The sequence below is a fragment of the Streptomyces sp. AM8-1-1 genome, from assembly GCF_032229325.1.
In the GTDB taxonomy this organism is placed as follows: domain Bacteria; phylum Actinomycetota; class Actinomycetes; order Streptomycetales; family Streptomycetaceae; genus Streptomyces; species Streptomyces achmelvichensis.
In genome coordinates this window covers 3,323,652-3,342,190 of the sequence record NZ_CP135086.1, presented here as the reverse complement: position 1 = coordinate 3,342,190, position 18,539 = coordinate 3,323,652, and the positions used below count along the sequence as shown (strand labels likewise).

Below are 18,539 nucleotides of genomic sequence, written 5' to 3'. Positions count from 1 at the left end.
AGCTAACTCTCCTTGTCGCCCACTACAGGCATGGACGTCATGACGACGAAGGGCGGATCGAGGTCTTCATTGAAGACGAGTTTAGTCTTGACGCCGTAGGTGTCCTCTGCCTTGTTCGCCGGGAAGGGATCGTCCCTCATGTGTTGACGGTCGATGCTCCTCCCTGTCGTGCCGTACGGTGTGCTGTCCAGTGGCAGTTCAAGGGGCTCCCTCTTGGACCCGGACTGCTGGCGTTCGATCCAGTTCTTGATTTCGTCCGCATGCTCGTCGATGTTGTACTGAGTCACTCGCTGCGCTGTGTCGAGATCCTTGAACGTCGAGGCGTTTGCCGGAAACGGCTGGCCGTGCGGCCACGCAGGTGGGGGCTGCCCTTCGATGACAGGCCGAGGGCCTTTCTTGAGATCGTCCCGTAGTCGCTGCGCGAGCTGCTCGTCCGTCAGCCCCACATGCCGTGTTGCCGTATGGGAGTTCTCAAGCCACTCGGTTGACGCAAGGTCGATCTGGTAGATGCCCAGGTCGGTGTGGCCATCCTTCGTCCATCTGTGGCGAGGCTTGAACTCGTCCAGAGCTCGTGCTCCGAACGATCGGGCCCTCGCTTCACCAGCCGCGAAGGTCGGAGCGCTCAAGAATGCCTCGTCGAGTTCCGCCATGAGTTTGTCGACCTTGGCGGAGGCCTCGTGGAAGGCCTTGTGACAGGCCTCGACAGCGGCGTCGGCACCCGACTTGTCCATGTGGGAGCGGAACGTCATGACGATCTCACCGAACGCCAACGTCGCCGTCAGTCGAGTCAACTCCGCAAGGTCGAGGCCAGTAGTGAGATCTTTGATCGTCGCTTTCGCTGCCTCGGCCCCGAGGCGGGAAGTCGTCTCACGCGCTTTGTCGGCGGCGTCGGCGGCGTCGTGGAAAGCCTGATGCAGTTCATTGGCGGTTTTCGCCAGGACCTCGATGATAGGGCGCCTGGCATTGGCAGCCTCTGACCCTTTGGTCTTCCAATCCCGGCTGCCGGGAGTGTCCCGAGCCACGTCCTGGTTGTCCGAGTCGCGGCTCCGCCCCCAGGCGGTCGTACCCCAGATCGACTGGCAGAACGCGTTCATGGCACCTTGCCACTCGCTGTTGCCGCTATTGGTGATGTACGCGATGCAGTCCGAGAAGCTCTTGGCCGACTGCTTCGCAGACTTGCCCGACACCTGCCACGCGTCGCCGATCGCTCTCAGCTGCCCAGTGTCCGCGCCTGGGGTGATTTCCACCGTCTTGCCGAGCCGGAGCCCGTGTTCGAACGCTTCCTTGAAGGTGTCGGCCAGCCAGTCCGGCCCGTCGCCCGCCCACGCCAAGAGGGGCCCCGAGTGGTCGCCCGTTCCGGTCCATTTGATCGAAGAGACGGATTCGTAAGTGACTTTGCCGACGCACACCGGTGGACTTTGGAGAGGCGGCATCTCCAGCTGGTGGTGCCGATTGGCCTGACGTGAGTTCCAATCCGCACGCTGATAGTTGTTCGCTGTCTCCGTCAGGCCGACCACGACGCCCTCGATGCTGAGGATTGCCCGCGCCCAGACCTCCAGGTACCGCTTCGCGACCTTCTTGTAGGCGTCCGCGAACGCGTCCGCACCATGACCGCGGCCGGCCACTTGGGTCTGGCTCCACCCGCCCACGGAACCGAGCAGACCTGTCGCGGACTTGTGGAACTCGAACTGCTGGTTGCTGACCAGCCCCGACGCGTAGTAGACGTGGCTCGGCCTGATGTCGAACCCGCCAGGGGTGTTGGGCGGCTCGGCGGGCTTGAGGTCCTCGACGTTCCGCTTACGTTCCCGTTCCGCCGACCCGGTGTCATGGCGGGAGATGTCCACGCCATTGGGGTCTTCGAGCGACCCGGGAGAAGGTTCTGGCGTTGGCTCGCCAGAAGGTGACTTCGGCGAGTCGCCGCCTGATGCAGGAGGAGCTGAGCCGGAGGGTGCGGGAGTCGGCTCCGCCATCAGGAGGCCCCCCACCCTCGCAGCACAGCCCTGTGCGCCTCCGCGTAGTTCGCGTGGCCGGTCGTCACCACCTCGTGCAACCAGGCCTGTGCCGCCTGGAGGTCCTGCATCTGGCGGTCCCACTTGTCGAGTTCGTCGACGAAGGCCTCGCGCGCCTCGCCCTTCCAGGTCAGGACGGCCTTCTCAGTCCTGCCGTACAGGACCTCCAAGCCCTCGTTCAGCTTTCTTAGGACGTCCTCGAGCTCTCTCGCCAGGTCTGTCAGCGTCGAGAAGTTCACACCTATGTGGTCGTCGGTCATTCCGTGCCCCCGGGCCGGTCTCTTCTCGTCACATGTCCCGCAGCGCGCTGCACGCTGATGCCCCTGAGGGTTCACCGGACAGTTCACGTGCTTCGCGGGCTACGTCCACCCCAGAGGCGATGCTCCGTATCTGCCGCATCGTCTCGAGGTCCTCCTCGGTGAAGCCGTCCCTGCCGAGGAGTACCGCCGTCTCGATGACCTTCAGCGTTTCCCGAATGCGTACCGCGTCCTCGGCCGCGCCCCGATGCAGGGCCCGGTAGCCCTTGGCCGCCTCACCCTGCCAGCCTGCCTCGATGCGGTCGACGATCGCGTCCATCCGCCGGACCTGGTTGTCCAGATGGCGCTGCATGCTGTCGAGGTCCCGGGCCAGTCGGGTCAGGTCGCCGCTCGACGCGACCAAGTCGGCATTGTTCTCCACGGCTCCCCCTGTCGTGTGGTCCACGGCAGCCTAACAACGGCCCCTGACAGCAAGGTGGTTGCAGAAGGGAAGCCTCTGTGTGACGTCCGCTACGCCGGACGCCCGACCAGCATCGTCGGCGCCCCCGCCACCCTCGTCAGGAACACCGTCGCCGCGTTCCGCCCCTGCGGTTTCACCTTCCGGCGCAGTTCCTCCGGTTCCACCGCCGAGCCGCGCTTCTTCACCGTCAGGTTGCCGACCTCCCGCTCCCGCAGAAGCGCCTTCAGTTTCTTGAGGTTGAAGGGGAGTTCGTCCGTGATCTCGTACGCGGTGGCGAACGGCGTCGGGCGCAGTTCGTCCGCCGTGATGTACGCGATCGTCTCGTCGATCAGCCCGCCGTCCAGGTCCTCCGCAACCTCCGCCACCAGGTGCGCCCGGATCACCGCGCCGTCCGGCTCGTAGAGGTAGCGGCCCACCGTGCGGACCGCCGGGTCCGGCAGGCCGCGGCCGGGCAGGGAGTGCGGGCCCGGGAGCAGGGTGGCGCGGCGGGTGCCGGGGGTCGTGCCGAACCACAGCACCGCCTCCTTCACATCGCCGCCGTCCGAGATCCACTCCGCCTCGGCGTCGTCCGGGATCAGTTCGTGCGGGATGCCCGGGGCGATCTTCACCGCGCCGGTGCCCGCCCGGCGTACCGCCTCGATCGCCCAGGACAGGGGAGGGGAGTACGCCTCCGGGTCGAAGATGCGGCCCCGGCCTCCCCGGCGTGCCGGGTCCAGGAACACCGCGCACGGTCCGGTCGCGATCTCCGTGACGTCCGCGCAGCGCACCTCGATCCGGTCACCGAGTTCCAGCGCGTCCGCGTTCGCGCGCGCCGTCTCCGCCGTCAGCGGGTCGCGGTCCACCGCGAGGACGCGGATGCCGGCCCGGGCCAGGGCGATCGCGTCGCCGCCGATCCCGCAGCACAGGTCGGTGACCTCGGCCGTGCCGAGCTCCCCGAAGCGCCGGGCCCGGTACTCCGCGACCGGCTTGCGCGTCGACTGCTCGACACCGTTCGGCGTGAAGTACATCCGGTACGCGTCCTGCTCGCCGAACTTCGCGACCGCCCGCTGCCGCAGCCGCGCCTGCCCCAGGGCCGCCGAGACCAGCTCGGTGGCGTGTTCGCGGCGCAGCCGCGTGGCGATCGCCAGTTCCTCGGCCGGGTCGTGGTCCCGCAGGGCGGCGAGCAGGGTCCGGCCTTCCTCGGTACGGAGGGCGGCGAAGAGTGGGAGGTCGTTCACCGGCCCATTGTGGGCCAGGTGGGCGATGGTCTGCCCGTGGTGGAGGTGTCGGCCCGGCCGTGGGGATCCGTGCTGACAGGATCCAGCGCCATGCAGCTAGTCGGACAAAACGGAAACATGCCAGCAAAACTCACCCGATCGCGTCGCGGCCGGGCGCACCGCCGTGCCGTCGCGGCCGCCCTGCTCGTCGCCCTCCTCGGCTCCGCCTGTGCGGCCGAGTCCACGGACGGGGCCGGCGGCCCGAAGGCCGACCGTCATCCCGAGGCCCGGAAGGAGGCCGGCGCGGCAGGCGCGCTCGCGGCCCGCGCGGCCCGGATCAAGCGCGACCAGACGGCCCGGGCGGCCGCCGCCAAGAAGTGGGGCCTCTCCCGGACCCCGCTGGCCGCACCGCCGCCGCCCGCCGTCAAGCCGAAGATCACCACCCGCAAGGGCTTCGAGGTCGAGGGGCAGGAGTCGATGCCGCCCGTCTTCACGACCGTTCCGGTCAAGGAGAAGGTCGTCTTCCTGACGATCGACGACGGCTCGGAGAAGGACCCCGACCTGCTGCGGATGATGAGCGATCTGCGGATCCCGTACAGCGCGTTCCTCAGCGACTACGTCATCAACGACGACTACGACTACTTCCAGCGGATGCAGGACCGCGGGGTCTCGCTGCACAACCACACCCTCAACCACCGCTATCTGCCCGGTCTTTCCTACGCCGCGCAGAAGCGGGAGATCTGCGACCAGCAGGAGAAGCTCGAGAAGCGGTACGGCAAGCGGCCGCCGCTCTTCCGGCCGCCGTACGGCAACTACAACCGGGACACCCTGCGGGCCGCGCGCTCGTGCGGCGTCAAGGCCGTGCCGCTGTGGGCAGCCGAGGCGTTCCCCGACCACATGGAATGGCGCGAGTGGGACCGGGATCTGCACCCGGGCGACATCATCCTCACCCACTTCCGCGGCAGCGACGAGTGGAAGGGCACCATGCCCGACATGATCCGCAAGGTCATGAAGACGGTGACCGACAGGGGGTACGCCGTGGCCAAGCTGGAGGACTACGTATGAGCCGCGCGCTCCGGCCGTCGGCCGCGACGGTGGTCGTGGCCGGTGCGCTGCTCGTCTGTGTCGGCTGTGCCCCGGCAGCCGTGGACCCGCTCGAACGGCTCGGCCGCAGGGCGGTCGAGAAGGTCGGCCCCGGGCCCGCGGCGCCGGCGGTACGCCGAGTGGACGCACTCCCGGGACCGTCGCGCGACGAGGGCCGCGTTCGCTCCCAGGGCCTCGACGCTCCGGGTCTCGCCGAACCGGCGACCCGGCTGCTGGGCCGTATCCACCGGGTCCATCGCGCCCATGGCACCCATCGCGCACATCGCCCGCACCGTGCGTACGACGCCGCGCCGGGCCGTACGCACGAAGCCTGGCCGGGCCGTGGGGGCGAAGCCGCGCCCGGGAGCCCGTGACGCGCCGCGCAGGGCCGGCCCCTGACATGCCCGGCCACTGACCCGCCCGGCCCCTGACACGCCCGGGGCCGGGGAACGCCCCGCCCCGCCCGTGCGTTTCCCCCACACGAGCGGAACGACCCGCCGCAGGGTGGTGAATTGGCACTCCGCTTGACCGAGTGCTAATCGCAGTCATAGTCTCGGCACTGGCACTCCCCACCGGAGAGTGCCAACACAGCGACAGGCAGGTCCGGCACCCGCGACGACGGATCGACCTGGTCGCCACCTCTGCTCTGTTAACCCCGTGAGATCTCCGAAGGGGGAGGTCGGATCGTGACGACCGCCAGCTCCAAGGTTGCCATCAAGCCGCTCGAGGACCGCATTGTGGTCCAGCCGCTCGACGCCGAGCAGACCACGGCCTCCGGCCTGGTCATCCCGGACACCGCGAAGGAGAAGCCCCAGGAGGGCGTCGTCCTCGCCGTGGGCCCGGGTCGCTTCGAGAACGGCGAGCGCCTGCCGCTCGACGTCCAGACCGGCGATGTCGTTCTGTACAGCAAGTACGGCGGCACCGAGGTGAAGTACAACGGCGAGGAGTACCTCGTCCTCTCGGCCCGCGACGTGCTCGCGATCGTCGAGAAGTAGTTCACCACATAGTTTGTGCTTGTGAGCTGCGCCCCCGGCCCGCGCGACCCCGAGAGGGCCGGGCGACCGGGGGCGCAGTTCGTTCACCCCCAGCTTTCCGAGAGGGCTGAATCGCTCCATGGCGAAGATCCTGAAGTTCGACGAGGACGCCCGTCGCGCCCTCGAGCGCGGCGTCAACAAGCTTGCCGACACGGTCAAGGTGACGATCGGCCCCCGCGGCCGCAACGTCGTCATCGACAAGAAGTTCGGCGCACCCACCATCACCAACGACGGTGTCACCATCGCCCGTGAGGTCGAGGTCGAGGACCCGTACGAGAACCTGGGCGCCCAGCTGGTGAAGGAGGTGGCGACCAAGACCAACGACATCGCTGGTGACGGCACCACCACCGCCACCGTGCTGGCCCAGGCGCTGGTCCGCGAGGGCCTGCGCAACGTCGCCGCGGGTGCCTCCCCGGCCGCCCTGAAGAAGGGCATCGACGCCGCGGTCAAGGCCGTGTCCGAGGAGCTCCTCGCGACCGCCCGGCCGATCGACGACAAGGCCGACATCGCCGCCGTGGCCGCGCTCTCCGCGCAGGACCAGCAGGTCGGCGAGCTCATCGCCGAGGCGATGGACAAGGTCGGCAAGGACGGTGTCATCACCGTCGAGGAGTCCAACACCTTCGGCCTGGAGCTGGAGTTCACCGAGGGCATGGCCTTCGACAAGGGCTACCTCTCGCCGTACATGGTGACCGACCAGGAGCGTATGGAGGCCGTCCTCGACGACCCGTACATCCTGATCAACCAGGGCAAGGTCTCCTCCATCCAGGACCTGCTGCCGCTGCTGGAGAAGGTCATCCAGGCGGGTGGCTCCCGGCCGCTGCTGATCATCGCCGAGGACGTCGAGGGCGAGGCGCTCTCCACCCTCGTCGTCAACAAGATCCGTGGCACCTTCAACGCCGTCGCGGTGAAGGCCCCGGGCTTCGGCGACCGCCGCAAGGCGATGCTCCAGGACATGGCGAGCCTCACCGGCGCGACCGTCATCTCCGAGGAGGTCGGCCTCAAGCTCGACCAGGCCGGTCTCGACGTGCTGGGCAGCGCCCGCCGCGTCACGGTGACCAAGGACGACACCACCATCGTCGACGGTGGCGGCAACCAGGACGACGTCGCCGGCCGTATCAACCAGATCAAGGCCGAGATCGAGTCCACGGACTCCGACTGGGACCGCGAGAAGCTCCAGGAGCGCCTCGCGAAGCTGGCCGGCGGCGTGTGCGTGATCAAGGTCGGCGCCGCCACCGAGGTGGAGCTCAAGGAGAAGAAGCACCGTCTGGAGGACGCCATCTCCGCGACCCGCGCCGCGGTCGAGGAGGGCATCGTCTCCGGTGGTGGCTCCGCGCTCGTCCACGCGGTCAAGGTCCTCGAAGGCAACCTCGGCAAGGAGGGCGACGAGGCCACCGGTGTCGCCGTCGTCCGCCGCGCCGCCGTCGAGCCGCTGCGCTGGATCGCCGAGAACGCCGGCCTCGAGGGCTACGTCATCACCGCGAAGGTGGCGGAGCTCGACAAGGGCCAGGGCTTCAACGCCGCGACCGGCGAGTACGGCGACCTGGTGAAGGCCGGCGTCATCGACCCGGTCAAGGTCACGCGCTCCGCCCTGGAGAACGCCGCGTCCATCGCCTCCCTGCTGCTCACGACCGAGACCCTGGTCGTCGAGAAGCCGGCGGAGGAAGAGGCCGACGCGGGCCACGGCCACGGTCACGGCCACTCCCACTGACGTCCGACGCCTGACGTCCGACATCACCCACCGAGCCCGGAGTCCCCGTCGCGGGGGCACCGGGCTCGGTGTTTTTCGTGGCCCGATGGTGAGTTGGGCGGTGCTGTCCGAGCCGACGGGCGAGCCGGGCCGGTGTTTTCCGGGCCCGACGGTGCGTACGGCTCAGTCGCCGATGAAGGTCAGATCGAGCCGGTTCAGCCGGTCCGGATCGGCCAGGATGTCGATCGCGACGATCTTCCCGCCCGTGATGGTGAAGCCCATGACCGACAGCGGGCGGCCGCCCGGCGCGGTGACGATTCCCGCGCCGCCGTTGACGAGCACCCGCCGCGAGAACTGCGAGAACTTCTGGAAGGTGAGCGCCTGACCTGCCACCTGACGCGCGCCGCGCACCTCGCGGGACGGCATTGCCGGCAGGGCCCCGGCATCCGCGCGCAGCACCACGTCCGGGTCGAGCAGCGCCACCAGCGCGTCGAAGTCGCCCCCGCGCGAAGCGGCGATGAACGCGTCGACGACCTCGCGCTGACGAGGCAGATCGTCGGGTACGGAGGTCGTGCCCTGCACCCGGCGGCGGGCCCGGCTGGCGAGCTGCCGGGTCGCGGCCGGGGTGCGGCCGACGATGGGGGCGATCTCGTCGAAGGGCAGGGCGAACATGTCGTGCAGAACGAAGGCGAGCCGCTCCGCGGGCCCGAGGGTCTCCAGCACCACGAGCAGCGCGAGCCCGACCGAGTCGGCCATCAGCACCTCGTGCTCGGGATCGACCGCGCCTTCCCGCTGAACGACCGGATCCGGTACGCGTACGTCCAGCGACTCCTCGCGGCGGGACTTGCGCGAGCGCAGCATGTCGAGGCAGACCCGGCCGACCACGGTCGTCAGCCAGCCGCTCAGATTCCCGACCGCGCTGGTGTCGGAGCGGTGGAGCCTGAACCAGGCTTCCTGCACGGCGTCGTCCGCCTCGCTCAGTGAGCCGAGCATCCGATAGGCCACGGCCTTGAGGTGGGGCCGGTCGGCGTGGAAACGCTCCGCCAGGAACTCTTGGTCATCCATCGCTGCATCCTCCGTCGTCGTCCTCGTAGGGATGACGCGGGAAACGGGCCGGATGTGACAGCCTCCGGCCGGAGAGACAGGCTCCGCTTCTGTGGGCAGTCGGCCCCCCGGCTCCTACGCGGAGTGGCCCAGCGTCTGCGCGTGAACCGGCTCCTCGAACGGCAGGCCCTTGCCGTACCGCTCCAGTTCGTCGAGGGCCAGTTCCGTCATCCGGTGCAGCTCGTTGCCGAGCGAGCCCGCGACATGGGGGGTCAGCAGCACGTTCGGCAGGGTGTAGAGCGGGGAGTCCGCGGGCGGGAGCTCCGGCTCGGTGACGTCCAGTACGGCGTGCAGCCGGCCCGGGAGCAGTTCGCGCAGCAGCGCGTCCTCGTCGACCAGAGAGCCGCGCGAGGTGTTGATCAGCGTCGCGCCGTCCGGCATCAGTGCGAGCCGGCGGGCGTCGATCATATGGCGAGTACTCGCCAGCTCCGGGGCGTGGACCGAGACGATGGAGCTGCCGGCGCACAGGTCGTCGAGCTCCGTCTTCACGGCACCGAGCGCCTCGGCCTCGGCGGCGCCGACGTACGGGTCGTAGAGCAGCACGTCCAGGTCGAAGGGGCGCAGCAGCTCGGTCACCCGGCGGCCGATGCGGGACGCGCCGACGATCCCCACCGTGCTGCGGAAGTTGCCGGCACCGGCCAGTTCCTGCCGCCAGTCGTGAGCGGCGCGCAGCCGGCCGTACCGCTGGGCCGAGTGCAGCACCCGTTTGCCCGCGAAGAGGATGGCGGCGAGCGTGTACTCGGCGACGGGCAACGCGTTGGCGGACGCGGCGGAGGCCACGGTGATGCCGCGTTCCCAACAGGCCTCCGTGATGTGGTGCTTGACGGAGCCGGCCGCGTGGACGACGGCACGCAGCCTGGGCGCGCAGTCGAGCACCTCGGCGGTGAGCACGGGCGCGCCCCAGCAGGTCAGCAGGACTTCGGCGGTGGCGAGCGCCGAGGCGACCCGGGGGGTGGGGGCGGCCAGGTCGTGCGCGACCAGATACGGATCGGTGTCGGCGAGGGCCGCCAGCCGGGCCCGCAGGGGATCGGTGAACAGTTGGTCCGCGATCCCCGGGCCCATGGCGAGGAGGACGGCGGGACGCTTCTCGGTGCGCTGCTGCATGATCGGACCCTGCTCCTTGTGCCTGGCCGGAATCCGCTCACGCTGCCCGGCGCGGAATCTGTTCACGCGGCCGGGAGGACGGGATGTGCCGGGCCGCCCGGCACGACGGACATCCGCTCACCCTGCCCGGTGCGGACGGGCACACGCTCACCCTGCCCCGCCTGGACGGGATATGACGGCACGCCGGTGTGCACCCGCCCGCCGAGCGCCGGCGGCCGCGGTCCTTCGACCGCGGCCGCGCGTGCGACGTGCGCGCGTCCGGTCTACTGCGGTCCGTACTTGCGGCCCGTCTTCGACGTCACCCCGCCCAGCAGATTGCGCGGCGCCAGCTTCGCCACTCCCATCAGCGCCTTGTACCGCGGGTCCGGGATCGAGACCGCCTTGCCGCGGGCCAGGTCCGCGAGTCCCGCCTCCACCACCTTGTCGGCGTCCAGCCACATCCAGTTCGGGATGTTGTCGGTGCCCATGCCGGCGCGCTCGTGGAACTCGGTGCGGACGAATCCGGGGCAGAGCGCCATCAGCCGTACGCCCGAACCCGCCAGGTCCCGTGCCGCGCCCTGCGTGAACTGCACGACCCACGCCTTCGACGCCCCGTAGGTCCCGCGGGGGACGAACGCCGCCACCGAGGCCACGTTCACCACACCGCCGCGCCCGCGGTCGCGCATCACCGCGGTCGCCGCGGCCGTGAGCCGGAGCACCGCCTCGCAGTGCACCTTCAGCATCGTCAGCTCGTCGGCCATGGACACTTCCAGGAAGCGTCCCTTGTTGCCGAACCCGGCATTGTTGACCAGCAGATCCACCGGGTTCTTGCGGTCGCCCAGCCGCTTCTCGACGGCCGCGATCCCGTCCTCCTCGGACAGGTCCGCGGTCAGCACCTCCGCCTCGATGCCGTGCCGGTCGTGCAGCTCGGTGGCGTGCTCCTGCAGCCGTTTGGTGTCACGGGCCACCAGCACCAGGTTGTGTCCCTCGGCGGCGAGCCGCCGCGCGAACGCGGCACCGATGCCCGCGGTCGCTCCCGTAATCAGTGCAGTCGTCATAGGCGGCACGTTAGTGCCCCGCGTGTCGGCGCCGTGTACACGCCCGGCCTGCGGGACGGGCCCTCGCGCGCTGTGCCCGCCCGATCCACGGAAGCGTCCTACGCGCCGTACTTCTCCACATACGTACGCGCTGTCGCGAGCAGTTCGGGGTGGAGCGCGTCGCCCGCGGCGAGTATCTCCGGCAGCAGTGCCCGCTCGGTGGTCCCGGCGCGGAACGACAGTCCCACCGTCACCGTGTGCCCAGGGGTGTGCACGATCTCGACCGCGTCGCCCGCCCGGATCTCACCCGGCTCGACGACCCTCAGATACGCGCCCGGTGCTGCGTTGCGCGTGAAGCGCCTGACCCAGCCCTTCTCGCCGAGCCAGGAGCCGAACGTACGGCACGGGATGCGGCCGCTCGTCACCTCCAGGACGAGGGAGTCGCCGATCCGCCAACGCTCGCCGATCTTCGCGTTGTTGACGTCGAGGCCGATCGTGGTGAGGTTCTCGCCGAAGGCGCCGTTCGGGATGGGGTGGCCCAACTCCCGCTCCCAGAAGTCCAGATCCTCCCGGGCGAAGGCGTACACCGCCTGATGCGTCCCGCCGTGATGGCGCAGGTCGCAGATCGTGTCCCCGGCGAGGCCGCTGCCACCGCGGCCCTTCGGCCCGGGGTCCGTGACCATGACGGCGCCCTCGGCGGGCTGCTTGTCGATCCCCGTCGTCCCGTCCGGGGTGTCGGTGTAGTCCACCGTCTTGGCGCGGCCCACATTGACCGTCAGAACCTTCATGACTGCACGCTAACCCCGGCTTACCCAAACGATCCAGCCGATAATTGCCCCGATCTCCAAGGTCCCCTTATATTCGTGGAGTGATCGAAGCCCGCCATCTCCGAGTGCTCCGCGCGGTCGCCGCCGCCGGGTCCTTCTCCGCCGCGGCACGCTCACTCGGCTGCACCCAGCCGGCCGTCAGCCAGCAGATGAAGGCGCTCGAGGCGTCGGCGGGCACCCCGCTCCTGATCCGCACGGGCCGGGAGATGCGATTGACGCAGGCCGGTGAGGCGCTGGTGCGCCACGCGTCCGGCATCCTCGCGGGTCTCACCGCCGCCGAGGAGGAGATCGCCGCCATCGCCGGGCTGCGTGCGGGCCGGGTGCGGCTGGTCTCCTTCCCCAGCGGCAGCTCCACGCTGGTCCCCACCGCGCTGGCCGCCCTGCGGGCGGCCCATCCCGGCACCCGGGTCTCCCTCGTCGAGGCGGAGCCGCCGCGGTCGGTGGAGATGCTGCGCGGGGGCGACTGCGATGTGGCGCTGGCGTTCCGTTACGACGGCGGGGAGGCGGAGTGGGACGACCTGGTCGTCCGGCCCCTGCTCACGGACCGGCTCGTCGGCCTGGTCCCGGAGGGCCACCGGCTGGCCGCGTCCGCCACGGTCACCGTCGCCGACCTCGCCGAGGAGCCCTGGATCGCGGGCTGCCCGCGCTGCCGCCGCCAACTGGTCGAGGTGTGCGAGAAGGCCGGCTTCACCCCGCGGATCGACTTCGCCACCGACGACTATCCGGCGGTGATCGGCTTGGTCGGAGCGGGTCTGGGTGTCGCGGTGCTGCCGGAGCTGGCGCTGGAGTCGGTACGCCCCAAGGGTGCGCGGACGGTCACGGTCGTCCCCGCCGTCGAGCGCGAGATCGTCGCGCTCACCCTCCCGGACCTCGCCCAGGTCCCCGCGGTCTCGGCGACGCTCGACCGACTGGCCCTCGCCGCGGCCCGCTGAGCCCCCTCTGCGCGGCTCCGGGCGCCCCTGTACGACTCTGGCGCGAACGCGATTCACCCCTGCCCGGATCCGGGCAGGGGTGAGTGCAGGAACGTTTCTTCGAACGGTTGGGGCAAACGGGTGTCAACCTCGCCCCATGCCGGTCACGCTCGTCGCGGGGATCAGCCGGTGCCTGGCCCGACCCATGAGCTCCTCGCGTTCGTCCTCGGTGAGTCCGCCCCACACGCCGTACGGCTCCCGCACCGCCAGCGCGTGTGCCGCGCACTCCGCGCGGACCGGGCACCTCATGCAGACCTCTTTCGCCGAGTTCTCTCGTGCACTGCGTGCCGCGCCCCGCTCGCCCTCGGGATGGAAGAAGAGCGAGCTGTCCACCCCACGGCAGGCCGCGAGGAGCTGCCAGTCCCACAGATCGGCGTTGGGTCCGGGAAGGCGGGAGAAATCTGCCATAGCGCTTGCCCCTTGAAACCGTGCTGAGCGGATACAGGTCAGGTCGGTCAGGTCGCGCACGAGCGGCGGATACGAGCCGTATCCGGCACCCGCACCATGCCCCACGACCGTACATCTACTGTGTAAGTAGATGTAAATATGACTCATTGCGAATCTAGCCACAGACACCGCAGAAAGTGAAGAAAAGCCGCTAAATGGGGCATAGCTTCCGGGTGAAGACCTGTTGACCTGCATTGCTCTACGTCGCGTACGGCCGCTCACATAGAGTGCTGAAGTGGGCAGCCCGACCCGTAACTCTTTCGAGTGACCGTCGTTGGTAGTGCGGAAGCGGTTGAAAGAACAAGCGCTAGGGCACATGTCCGAGAGCGTTCAACCGCACAGGTGACGAAACGTACCCAGCCTGGAGGCTCAAGGTGACGCGCATCAGCTGCGGAGGACGGTCATGACATCCGTCCTCGTCTGCGACGACTCCCCGCTTGCCCGAGAGGCGCTTCGCCGCGCGGTCGCGACCGTGCCCGGCGTCGAGCGCGTGACGACCGCGGCCAACGGCGAGGAAGTCCTCCGCCGCTGGGGGGCCGACCGCTCGGACCTGATTCTGATGGACGTACGCATGCCCGGTCTGGGTGGCGTCGAGACGGTCCGCCGGCTGCTGTCCGCGGACCCCGGCGCCCGGATCATCATGCTCACCGTCGCCGAGGATCTGGACGGGGTCGCGCTCGCGGTCGCCGCGGGAGCCCGCGGATATCTGCACAAGGACGCCTCGCGCGCCGAACTGCGGGCCACGGTTACCCAGGCGCTCGCCGACCCGACCTGGCGGCTCGCCCCGCGCCGGCTGCGTTCGGCCGAGATGGGTGCCGCGCCCACACTCACCGCACGCGAGATCCAGGTGCTCGAAGGCATGAGCCACGGCCGGTCGAACGCCGAGATCGGACGGGAGCTCTTCCTCTCCGAGGACACGGTGAAGACGCACGCCAGGCGGCTCTTCAAGAAGCTGGGCGCCTCGGACCGTGCGCACGCCGTTGCGCTCGGATTCCGCTGGGGCCTGGTCCGCTAGGTCGTGTCCGCGACGTCTCGTCTGGGTCGCCCCCGGGGCGCGACGGACCCCGCCCGCCGTACGGTGGGCGGGGAATCGGACGGCCGCGGGCATTCGTTTCCCGCCCGATGCCGCATCCTTGAGATGTGGAGTTCCTTGGGAACGAGTCTGTCGAGCGGAAGGGGAGGGCGCAGGCGATGAGTTCCGGCGCACCTGCTCATAACGCTTCGGTGCACAACATTGGACGCGGTGCCGCGGATGCTCAGCCGCCGAGGCACCATGGACCGATGCGTGACGACGAGGCGGTGACCGCTCAGGGGGCCATCGGTTCCCTGGTTCACCGTGCCGTCGACGGAGACGAGCAGGCCACGCACGATCTCCTCGCGCACGTTCACCCCCTCGCGCTGCGTTACTGCCGCACCCGGCTCAGCCGGCTGCCGGGAGACGCGCGTCACTTCGTCGAAGACCTCGCGCAGGAGGTCTGTGTCGCGGTGCTGATGGCACTGCCGCGCTACAAGGACACCGGGCGCCCCTTCGAGGCCTTCGTCTTCGCCATCGCCACCCACAAGGTCGCCGATCTGCAGCGGGCGGCCATGCGCCACCCGGGATCGACGGCCGTACCGTCCGACGAGATGCCCGAGCGCCCCGACGACTCCCTCGGCCCCGAGGAGCGTGCGCTGCTCAGCGACGACGCCGAATGGGCCAAGAAGCTCCTCGCCAACCTCCCGGACAACCAGCGCGAGCTGCTGGTGCTGCGGGTCGCGGTCGGTCTGACCGCGGAGGAGACGGGACAGATGCTGGGCATGTCACCCGGCGCGGTGCGGGTCGCCCAGCACCGGGCTCTGAGCAGGCTGCGTGCACTGGCCGAGCAGTGAGTCGTACGGTCTACGTATACGTACGAAGGAACAAAGCTGTCGGCCGATCTTGATCGTGGAATGAGACGGGTTCAGAGCCCGTTAGCATGGACATCCGCACCGATCAAGGCCATTTGGGGAAGGTGTCATGACCAACGTCGACGGAGTGCCCGAGAAATTCGCGACACTCGGGCTGACCTACGACGATGTGCTGCTGCTGCCGGGCTCGTCGGACATGGCGCCCGACCAGATCGACACCTCCTCGTACATCTCGAAGAACGTACGGGTGAACATCCCGCTGCTGTCCGCGGCGATGGACAAGGTCACCGAGGCGCGCATGGCCATCGCGATGGCCCGCCAGGGCGGCGCCGGCGTGCTGCACCGCAATCTCTCCATCGCCGACCAGGCCAACCAGGTCGACCTGGTCAAGCGCTCCGAGTCCGGCATGGTCACCGACCCGATCACGGTGAACCCGGACGCGACGCTCGGCGAGGCCGACCAGCTGTGCGCGAAGTTCCGCATCAGCGGTGTGCCGGTGACCGACCGCGGCGGCAAGCTGCTCGGCATCGTCACCAACCGTGACATGGCCTTCGAGTCGGACCGCAGCCGCCAGGTGCGCGAGGTCATGACCCCGATGCCGCTGGTCACGGGCAAGGTCGGGATCTCCGGCGTGGACGCCATGGAGCTGCTGCGCCGCCACAAGATCGAGAAGCTTCCGCTGGTCGACGACGCCGGTGTGCTCAAGGGCCTGATCACGGTCAAGGACTTCGTCAAGGCCGAGAAGTACCCGATGGCCGCCAAGGACAAGGACGGCCGGCTGCTCGTCGGCGCTGCCGTCGGTGTCGCGGGCGACGCCTACGAGCGCGCCCAGGCGCTGATCGAGGCGGGCGTCGACTTCATCGTCGTCGACACCGCCCACGGCCACTCCCGGCTGGTCGGCGACATGGTCGCCAAGATCAAGTCGAACGCCGCGGGTGTGGATGTCATCGGCGGCAACATCGCCACGCGTGACGGCGCCCAGGCGCTGATCGACGCCGGTGTCGACGGCATCAAGGTCGGCGTGGGCCCCGGCTCCATCTGTACGACCCGGGTCGTCGCCGGCATCGGCGTTCCCCAGGTCACGGCGATCTACGAGGCCTCGCTGGCCGCCAAGGAGGCCGGTGTCCCGGTCATCGGCGACGGTGGTCTCCAGTACTCCGGCGACATCGCGAAGGCGCTGGTCGCGGGTGCCGACACGGTCATGCTGGGCTCGCTGCTCGCGGGCTGCGAGGAGTCCCCGGGCGAGCTGCTCTTCATCAACGGTAAGCAGTTCAAGTCCTACCGCGGCATGGGCTCGCTCGGTGCGATGCAGTCCCGCGGTGAGCAGCGCTCCTTCTCCAAGGACCGCTACTTCCAGGAGGGCGTCGCCTCCGACGAGAAGCTGGTTCCCGAGGGCATCGAGGGCCAGGTGCCCTACCGGGGTCCGCTCTCCGCGGTCGTGCACCAACTGACCGGCGGTCTGCGGCAGTCGATGTTCTACGTCGGCGGCAGGACGGTCCCGGAGCTCCAGGCGAACGGCCGGTTCGTGCGCATCACCTCGGCGGGTCTCAAGGAGAGCCACCCGCACGACATCCAGATGACGGTCGAGGCGCCGAACTACAGCAGGAAGTAGTCCCCACGTCGTGAGGGGCGGTCCCGGAGATTGCCGGGACCGCCCCTCACGTATGTGTCGGGGATACTGGTAGGCGCAGACGTAGAGGGAAAGGCCACACACGTGACTGAGATCGAGATCGGGCGCGGCAAGCGCGGCCGCCGGGCGTACGCGTTCGATGACATCGCCGTCGTACCGAGCCGGCGCACGCGGGACCCGAAGGAGGTCTCGATCGCCTGGCAGATCGACGCCTACCGCTTCGAGCTGCCCTTCCTGGCCGCTCCCATGGACTCCGTGGTCTCCCCGCAGACCGCGATCCGCATCGGTGAGATGGGCGGCCTCGGTGTCCTGAACCTCGAGGGCCTGTGGACCCGGTACGAGGACCCGCAGCCGCTGCTCGACGAGATCGCCGAGCTGCCGACCGACGCCGCGACCAACCGTCTGCAGGAGATCTACGCCGCGCCGATCAAGGAAGAACTGATCGGGCAGCGCATCAAGGAGGTCCGCGACTCGGGCGTCGTGACGGCCGCCGCGCTCTCGCCGCAGCGCACCGCGCAGTTCTCCAAGGCCGTGGTGGACGCGGGCGTCGACATCTTCGTCATCCGCGGTACGACGGTCTCCGCCGAGCACGTCTCCGGTGCCGCCGAGCCGCTGAACCTGAAGCAGTTCATCTACGAGCTGGACGTCCCGGTCATCGTCGGCGGCTGCGCCACCTACACGGCGGCGCTGCACCTGATGCGTACGGGCGCGGCCGGTGTCCTGGTCGGCTTCGGCGGCGGCGCCGCGCACACCACGCGCAACGTGCTCGGCATCCAGGTCCCGATGGCCACCGCGGTGGCCGACGTGGCCGCGGCCCGTCGTGACTACATGGACGAGTCCGGCGGCCGCTACGTCCATGTCATCGCCGACGGCGGTGTGGGCTGGTCCGGAGATCTGCCGAAGGCGATCGCGTGCGGCGCGGACGCGGTGATGATCGGTTCGCCGCTCGCCCGCGCGACGGACGCGCCCGGCCGTGGACACCACTGGGGCATGGAGGCGGTCCACGAGGACGTCCCGCGCGGCAAGCTGGTGGACCTGGGCATCGTCGGGACGACGGAGGAGGTCCTGACCGGCCCCTCGCACATCCCGGACGGTTCCATGAACTTCTTCGGTGCGCTGCGCCGCGCGATGGCGACGACGGGCTACAGCGAGCTCAAGGAGTTCCAGCGCGTCGAGGTCACGGTGGCGGACTCCCAGCACAAGCGCTGAGGCCGGCCGCTCCGCACCGGACGGGTGCGGACGGTACGTACGGCAAGGGGCCCGCACCGGGTGGTGCGGGCCCCTTCCGCGTGCGCGGATCAGCTCCGGCGGGAGCCGAGGCGGGCGAAGGTCACTCCGCGGACTTCTTCGCGCCCGAGAAGGCCGCGAATCCGGCCAGACCGAAGAAGAGGAAGGTCATGGCGTCCTTGCTCTCGTTCCAGAGGTCCATGACCTGGGAGAAGTTGTCGAACAGGACCTCGGTCACCGACGCGCCCGTCAGGTCCGCCATGATCACCGCGATGGCGAGCAGCTGACCCAGGTACACGGCCACCAGCGAGCAGACGACGCTGACGACGGGGAGCAGGGGATTGCGCCCGCCCACCTTGCCCGCGGCGAAGCCGGTGATGAAGCCGACGCCGATCGCGGCCCAGCCGATCTCCCGCTCGATGGCTCCGGCGATGCCGCCGTAGATCCCGCCCGCGACGAGGGCGACGACGACCGCGGTCACCAGACCGAGGGCGACGTTGTCACGGACGGGGGCCGGCGGCGGGGCCGGCGCGAAGGGAACGCCCTGGTCGGCGAAGGGATTGCCGGACGGCGGCGGAACAGGCTGGCTCATATGGGTCC

At 69.5% G+C, this 18,539-nt stretch carries 19 protein-coding genes; 9 read left to right on the top strand and 10 right to left on the bottom strand.

Annotated features, from left to right (window positions below; all coding sequences use genetic code 11):
• Window positions 1-2: 2 nt before the first annotated feature.
• The 4 genes from RPQ07_RS14945 to RPQ07_RS14930 all read right to left on the bottom strand — a co-directional run bounded on the left by RPQ07_RS14945 (window position 3) and on the right by RPQ07_RS14930 (window position 3,943).
• Window positions 3-1,844: an RNase A-like domain-containing protein gene (locus RPQ07_RS14945; RefSeq protein WP_313944645.1), complete on the bottom strand. Its 1,842-nt coding sequence runs from the start codon at window positions 1,842-1,844 to the stop codon at window positions 3-5.
• Window positions 1,845-1,969: 125 nt separating this feature from the next.
• Window positions 1,970-2,269: a WXG100 family type VII secretion target gene (locus tag RPQ07_RS14940; RefSeq protein WP_313944644.1), complete on the bottom strand. Its 300-nt coding sequence runs from the start codon at window positions 2,267-2,269 to the stop codon at window positions 1,970-1,972.
• A 28-nt stretch (window positions 2,270-2,297) separates the two neighbouring features.
• Window positions 2,298-2,687, bottom strand: coding sequence for a WXG100 family type VII secretion target (locus RPQ07_RS14935; protein WP_313944643.1), 390 nt, complete (start codon window positions 2,685-2,687; stop codon window positions 2,298-2,300).
• An 89-nt stretch (window positions 2,688-2,776) separates the two neighbouring features.
• On the bottom strand, window positions 2,777-3,943 hold the full coding sequence (locus RPQ07_RS14930; protein ID WP_413777738.1) for a THUMP-like domain-containing protein: 1,167 nt from the start codon (window positions 3,941-3,943) through the stop codon (window positions 2,777-2,779).
• Window positions 3,944-4,060: 117 nt separating this feature from the next.
• Here RPQ07_RS14930 and RPQ07_RS14925 point away from each other — a divergent pair, with 117 nt between their 5' ends.
• The 4 genes from RPQ07_RS14925 to groL all read left to right on the top strand — a co-directional run bounded on the left by RPQ07_RS14925 (window position 4,061) and on the right by groL (window position 7,747).
• Window positions 4,061-4,987, top strand: a complete 927-nt coding sequence (locus RPQ07_RS14925) for a polysaccharide deacetylase family protein (RefSeq protein ID WP_313944642.1) — start codon at window positions 4,061-4,063, stop codon at window positions 4,985-4,987.
• Window positions 4,984-5,379, top strand: a complete 396-nt coding sequence (locus RPQ07_RS14920; RefSeq protein WP_313944641.1) for a hypothetical protein — start codon at window positions 4,984-4,986, stop codon at window positions 5,377-5,379. Before RPQ07_RS14925 ends, RPQ07_RS14920 begins: the two co-directional genes overlap by 4 nt.
• 312 nt (window positions 5,380-5,691) lie before the next feature.
• Window positions 5,692-6,000: a co-chaperone GroES gene (gene groES, locus RPQ07_RS14915; RefSeq protein WP_108151600.1), complete on the top strand. Its 309-nt coding sequence runs from the start codon at window positions 5,692-5,694 to the stop codon at window positions 5,998-6,000.
• 118 nt (window positions 6,001-6,118) lie between these two features.
• Window positions 6,119-7,747, top strand: coding sequence for a chaperonin GroEL (groL, locus tag RPQ07_RS14910; protein WP_313944640.1), 1,629 nt, complete (start codon window positions 6,119-6,121; stop codon window positions 7,745-7,747).
• 162 nt (window positions 7,748-7,909) lie between these two features.
• Here the strand turns inward: groL and RPQ07_RS14905 are convergent, their stop codons facing one another.
• The 4 genes from RPQ07_RS14905 to RPQ07_RS14890 form a co-directional block, all read right to left on the bottom strand.
• The gene (locus RPQ07_RS14905; protein ID WP_313944639.1) at window positions 7,910-8,791 is read right to left on the bottom strand and encodes a sigma-70 family RNA polymerase sigma factor; all 882 of its coding nucleotides are present in this window, start codon (window positions 8,789-8,791) and stop codon (window positions 7,910-7,912) included.
• Window positions 8,792-8,905: 114 nt separating this feature from the next.
• Window positions 8,906-9,934, bottom strand: coding sequence for a hydroxyacid dehydrogenase (locus tag RPQ07_RS14900; RefSeq protein ID WP_313944638.1), 1,029 nt, complete (start codon window positions 9,932-9,934; stop codon window positions 8,906-8,908).
• Window positions 9,935-10,197: 263 nt separating this feature from the next.
• Window positions 10,198-10,971 (bottom strand): SDR family oxidoreductase, encoded by a 774-nt coding sequence (locus RPQ07_RS14895; protein ID WP_313944637.1) that lies wholly within the window; start codon window positions 10,969-10,971, stop codon window positions 10,198-10,200.
• Window positions 10,972-11,069: 98 nt separating this feature from the next.
• A complete protein-coding gene (locus RPQ07_RS14890) occupies window positions 11,070-11,738 on the bottom strand; it encodes an MOSC domain-containing protein (protein ID WP_313944636.1) in 669 nt (222 codons plus the stop codon).
• An 80-nt stretch (window positions 11,739-11,818) separates the two neighbouring features.
• Between RPQ07_RS14890 and RPQ07_RS14885 the strand changes: the two genes are divergently transcribed.
• Window positions 11,819-12,709 (top strand): LysR family transcriptional regulator, encoded by an 891-nt coding sequence (locus RPQ07_RS14885; protein WP_313944635.1) that lies wholly within the window; start codon window positions 11,819-11,821, stop codon window positions 12,707-12,709.
• A 123-nt stretch (window positions 12,710-12,832) separates the two neighbouring features.
• Here RPQ07_RS14885 and RPQ07_RS14880 read toward each other — a convergent pair whose 3' ends face one another.
• The gene (locus tag RPQ07_RS14880) at window positions 12,833-13,156 is read right to left on the bottom strand and encodes a WhiB family transcriptional regulator (RefSeq protein ID WP_313944634.1); all 324 of its coding nucleotides are present in this window, start codon (window positions 13,154-13,156) and stop codon (window positions 12,833-12,835) included.
• A gap of 442 nt (window positions 13,157-13,598) precedes the next feature.
• On the opposite strand from RPQ07_RS14880, the gene RPQ07_RS14875 reads away from it, so the two are divergent.
• The 4 genes from RPQ07_RS14875 to RPQ07_RS14860 all read left to right on the top strand — a co-directional run bounded on the left by RPQ07_RS14875 (window position 13,599) and on the right by RPQ07_RS14860 (window position 17,921).
• Window positions 13,599-14,210 (top strand): response regulator transcription factor, encoded by a 612-nt coding sequence (locus RPQ07_RS14875; RefSeq protein WP_003948568.1) that lies wholly within the window; start codon window positions 13,599-13,601, stop codon window positions 14,208-14,210.
• A 266-nt stretch (window positions 14,211-14,476) separates the two neighbouring features.
• Entirely contained in the window at window positions 14,477-15,064 is a 588-nt protein-coding gene (locus tag RPQ07_RS14870) for a sigma-70 family RNA polymerase sigma factor (protein WP_313944633.1), read from the top strand.
• Window positions 15,065-15,191: 127 nt separating this feature from the next.
• Window positions 15,192-16,694 (top strand): IMP dehydrogenase, encoded by a 1,503-nt coding sequence (gene guaB, locus RPQ07_RS14865; RefSeq protein ID WP_313944632.1) that lies wholly within the window; start codon window positions 15,192-15,194, stop codon window positions 16,692-16,694.
• 102 nt (window positions 16,695-16,796) lie between these two features.
• Window positions 16,797-17,921: a GuaB3 family IMP dehydrogenase-related protein gene (locus RPQ07_RS14860; RefSeq protein WP_313944631.1), complete on the top strand. Its 1,125-nt coding sequence runs from the start codon at window positions 16,797-16,799 to the stop codon at window positions 17,919-17,921.
• 121 nt (window positions 17,922-18,042) lie between these two features.
• Here RPQ07_RS14860 and RPQ07_RS14855 read toward each other — a convergent pair whose 3' ends face one another.
• A complete protein-coding gene (locus RPQ07_RS14855; protein ID WP_313944630.1) occupies window positions 18,043-18,531 on the bottom strand; it encodes a hypothetical protein in 489 nt (162 codons plus the stop codon).
• Between the last annotated feature and the right edge of the window lie 8 nt (window positions 18,532-18,539).

Excerpts from the sequence above, each read along its gene's own strand:
- RPQ07_RS14900 (WP_313944638.1), bottom strand. The coding sequence starts at position 9,934 with ATGCAGCAGCGCACCGAGAAGCGTCCCGCCGTCCTCCTCGCCATGGGC.
- RPQ07_RS14920 (WP_313944641.1), top strand. The coding sequence starts at position 4,984 with ATGAGCCGCGCGCTCCGGCCGTCGGCCGCGACGGTGGTCGTGGCCGGT.
- RPQ07_RS14940 (WP_313944644.1), bottom strand. The coding sequence starts at position 2,269 with ATGACCGACGACCACATAGGTGTGAACTTCTCGACGCTGACAGACCTG.
- groL (WP_313944640.1), top strand. The coding sequence starts at position 6,119 with ATGGCGAAGATCCTGAAGTTCGACGAGGACGCCCGTCGCGCCCTCGAG.
- RPQ07_RS14875 (WP_003948568.1), top strand. The coding sequence starts at position 13,599 with ATGACATCCGTCCTCGTCTGCGACGACTCCCCGCTTGCCCGAGAGGCG.
- RPQ07_RS14925 (WP_313944642.1), top strand. The coding sequence starts at position 4,061 with ATGCCAGCAAAACTCACCCGATCGCGTCGCGGCCGGGCGCACCGCCGT.
- RPQ07_RS14890 (WP_313944636.1), bottom strand. The coding sequence starts at position 11,738 with ATGAAGGTTCTGACGGTCAATGTGGGCCGCGCCAAGACGGTGGACTAC.
- RPQ07_RS14905 (WP_313944639.1), bottom strand. The coding sequence starts at position 8,791 with ATGGATGACCAAGAGTTCCTGGCGGAGCGTTTCCACGCCGACCGGCCC.
- guaB (WP_313944632.1), top strand. The coding sequence starts at position 15,192 with ATGACCAACGTCGACGGAGTGCCCGAGAAATTCGCGACACTCGGGCTG.
- RPQ07_RS14895 (WP_313944637.1), bottom strand. The coding sequence starts at position 10,971 with ATGACGACTGCACTGATTACGGGAGCGACCGCGGGCATCGGTGCCGCG.
- RPQ07_RS14855 (WP_313944630.1), bottom strand. The coding sequence starts at position 18,531 with ATGAGCCAGCCTGTTCCGCCGCCGTCCGGCAATCCCTTCGCCGACCAG.
- RPQ07_RS14880 (WP_313944634.1), bottom strand. The coding sequence starts at position 13,156 with ATGGCAGATTTCTCCCGCCTTCCCGGACCCAACGCCGATCTGTGGGAC.
- RPQ07_RS14870 (WP_313944633.1), top strand. The coding sequence starts at position 14,477 with ATGCGTGACGACGAGGCGGTGACCGCTCAGGGGGCCATCGGTTCCCTG.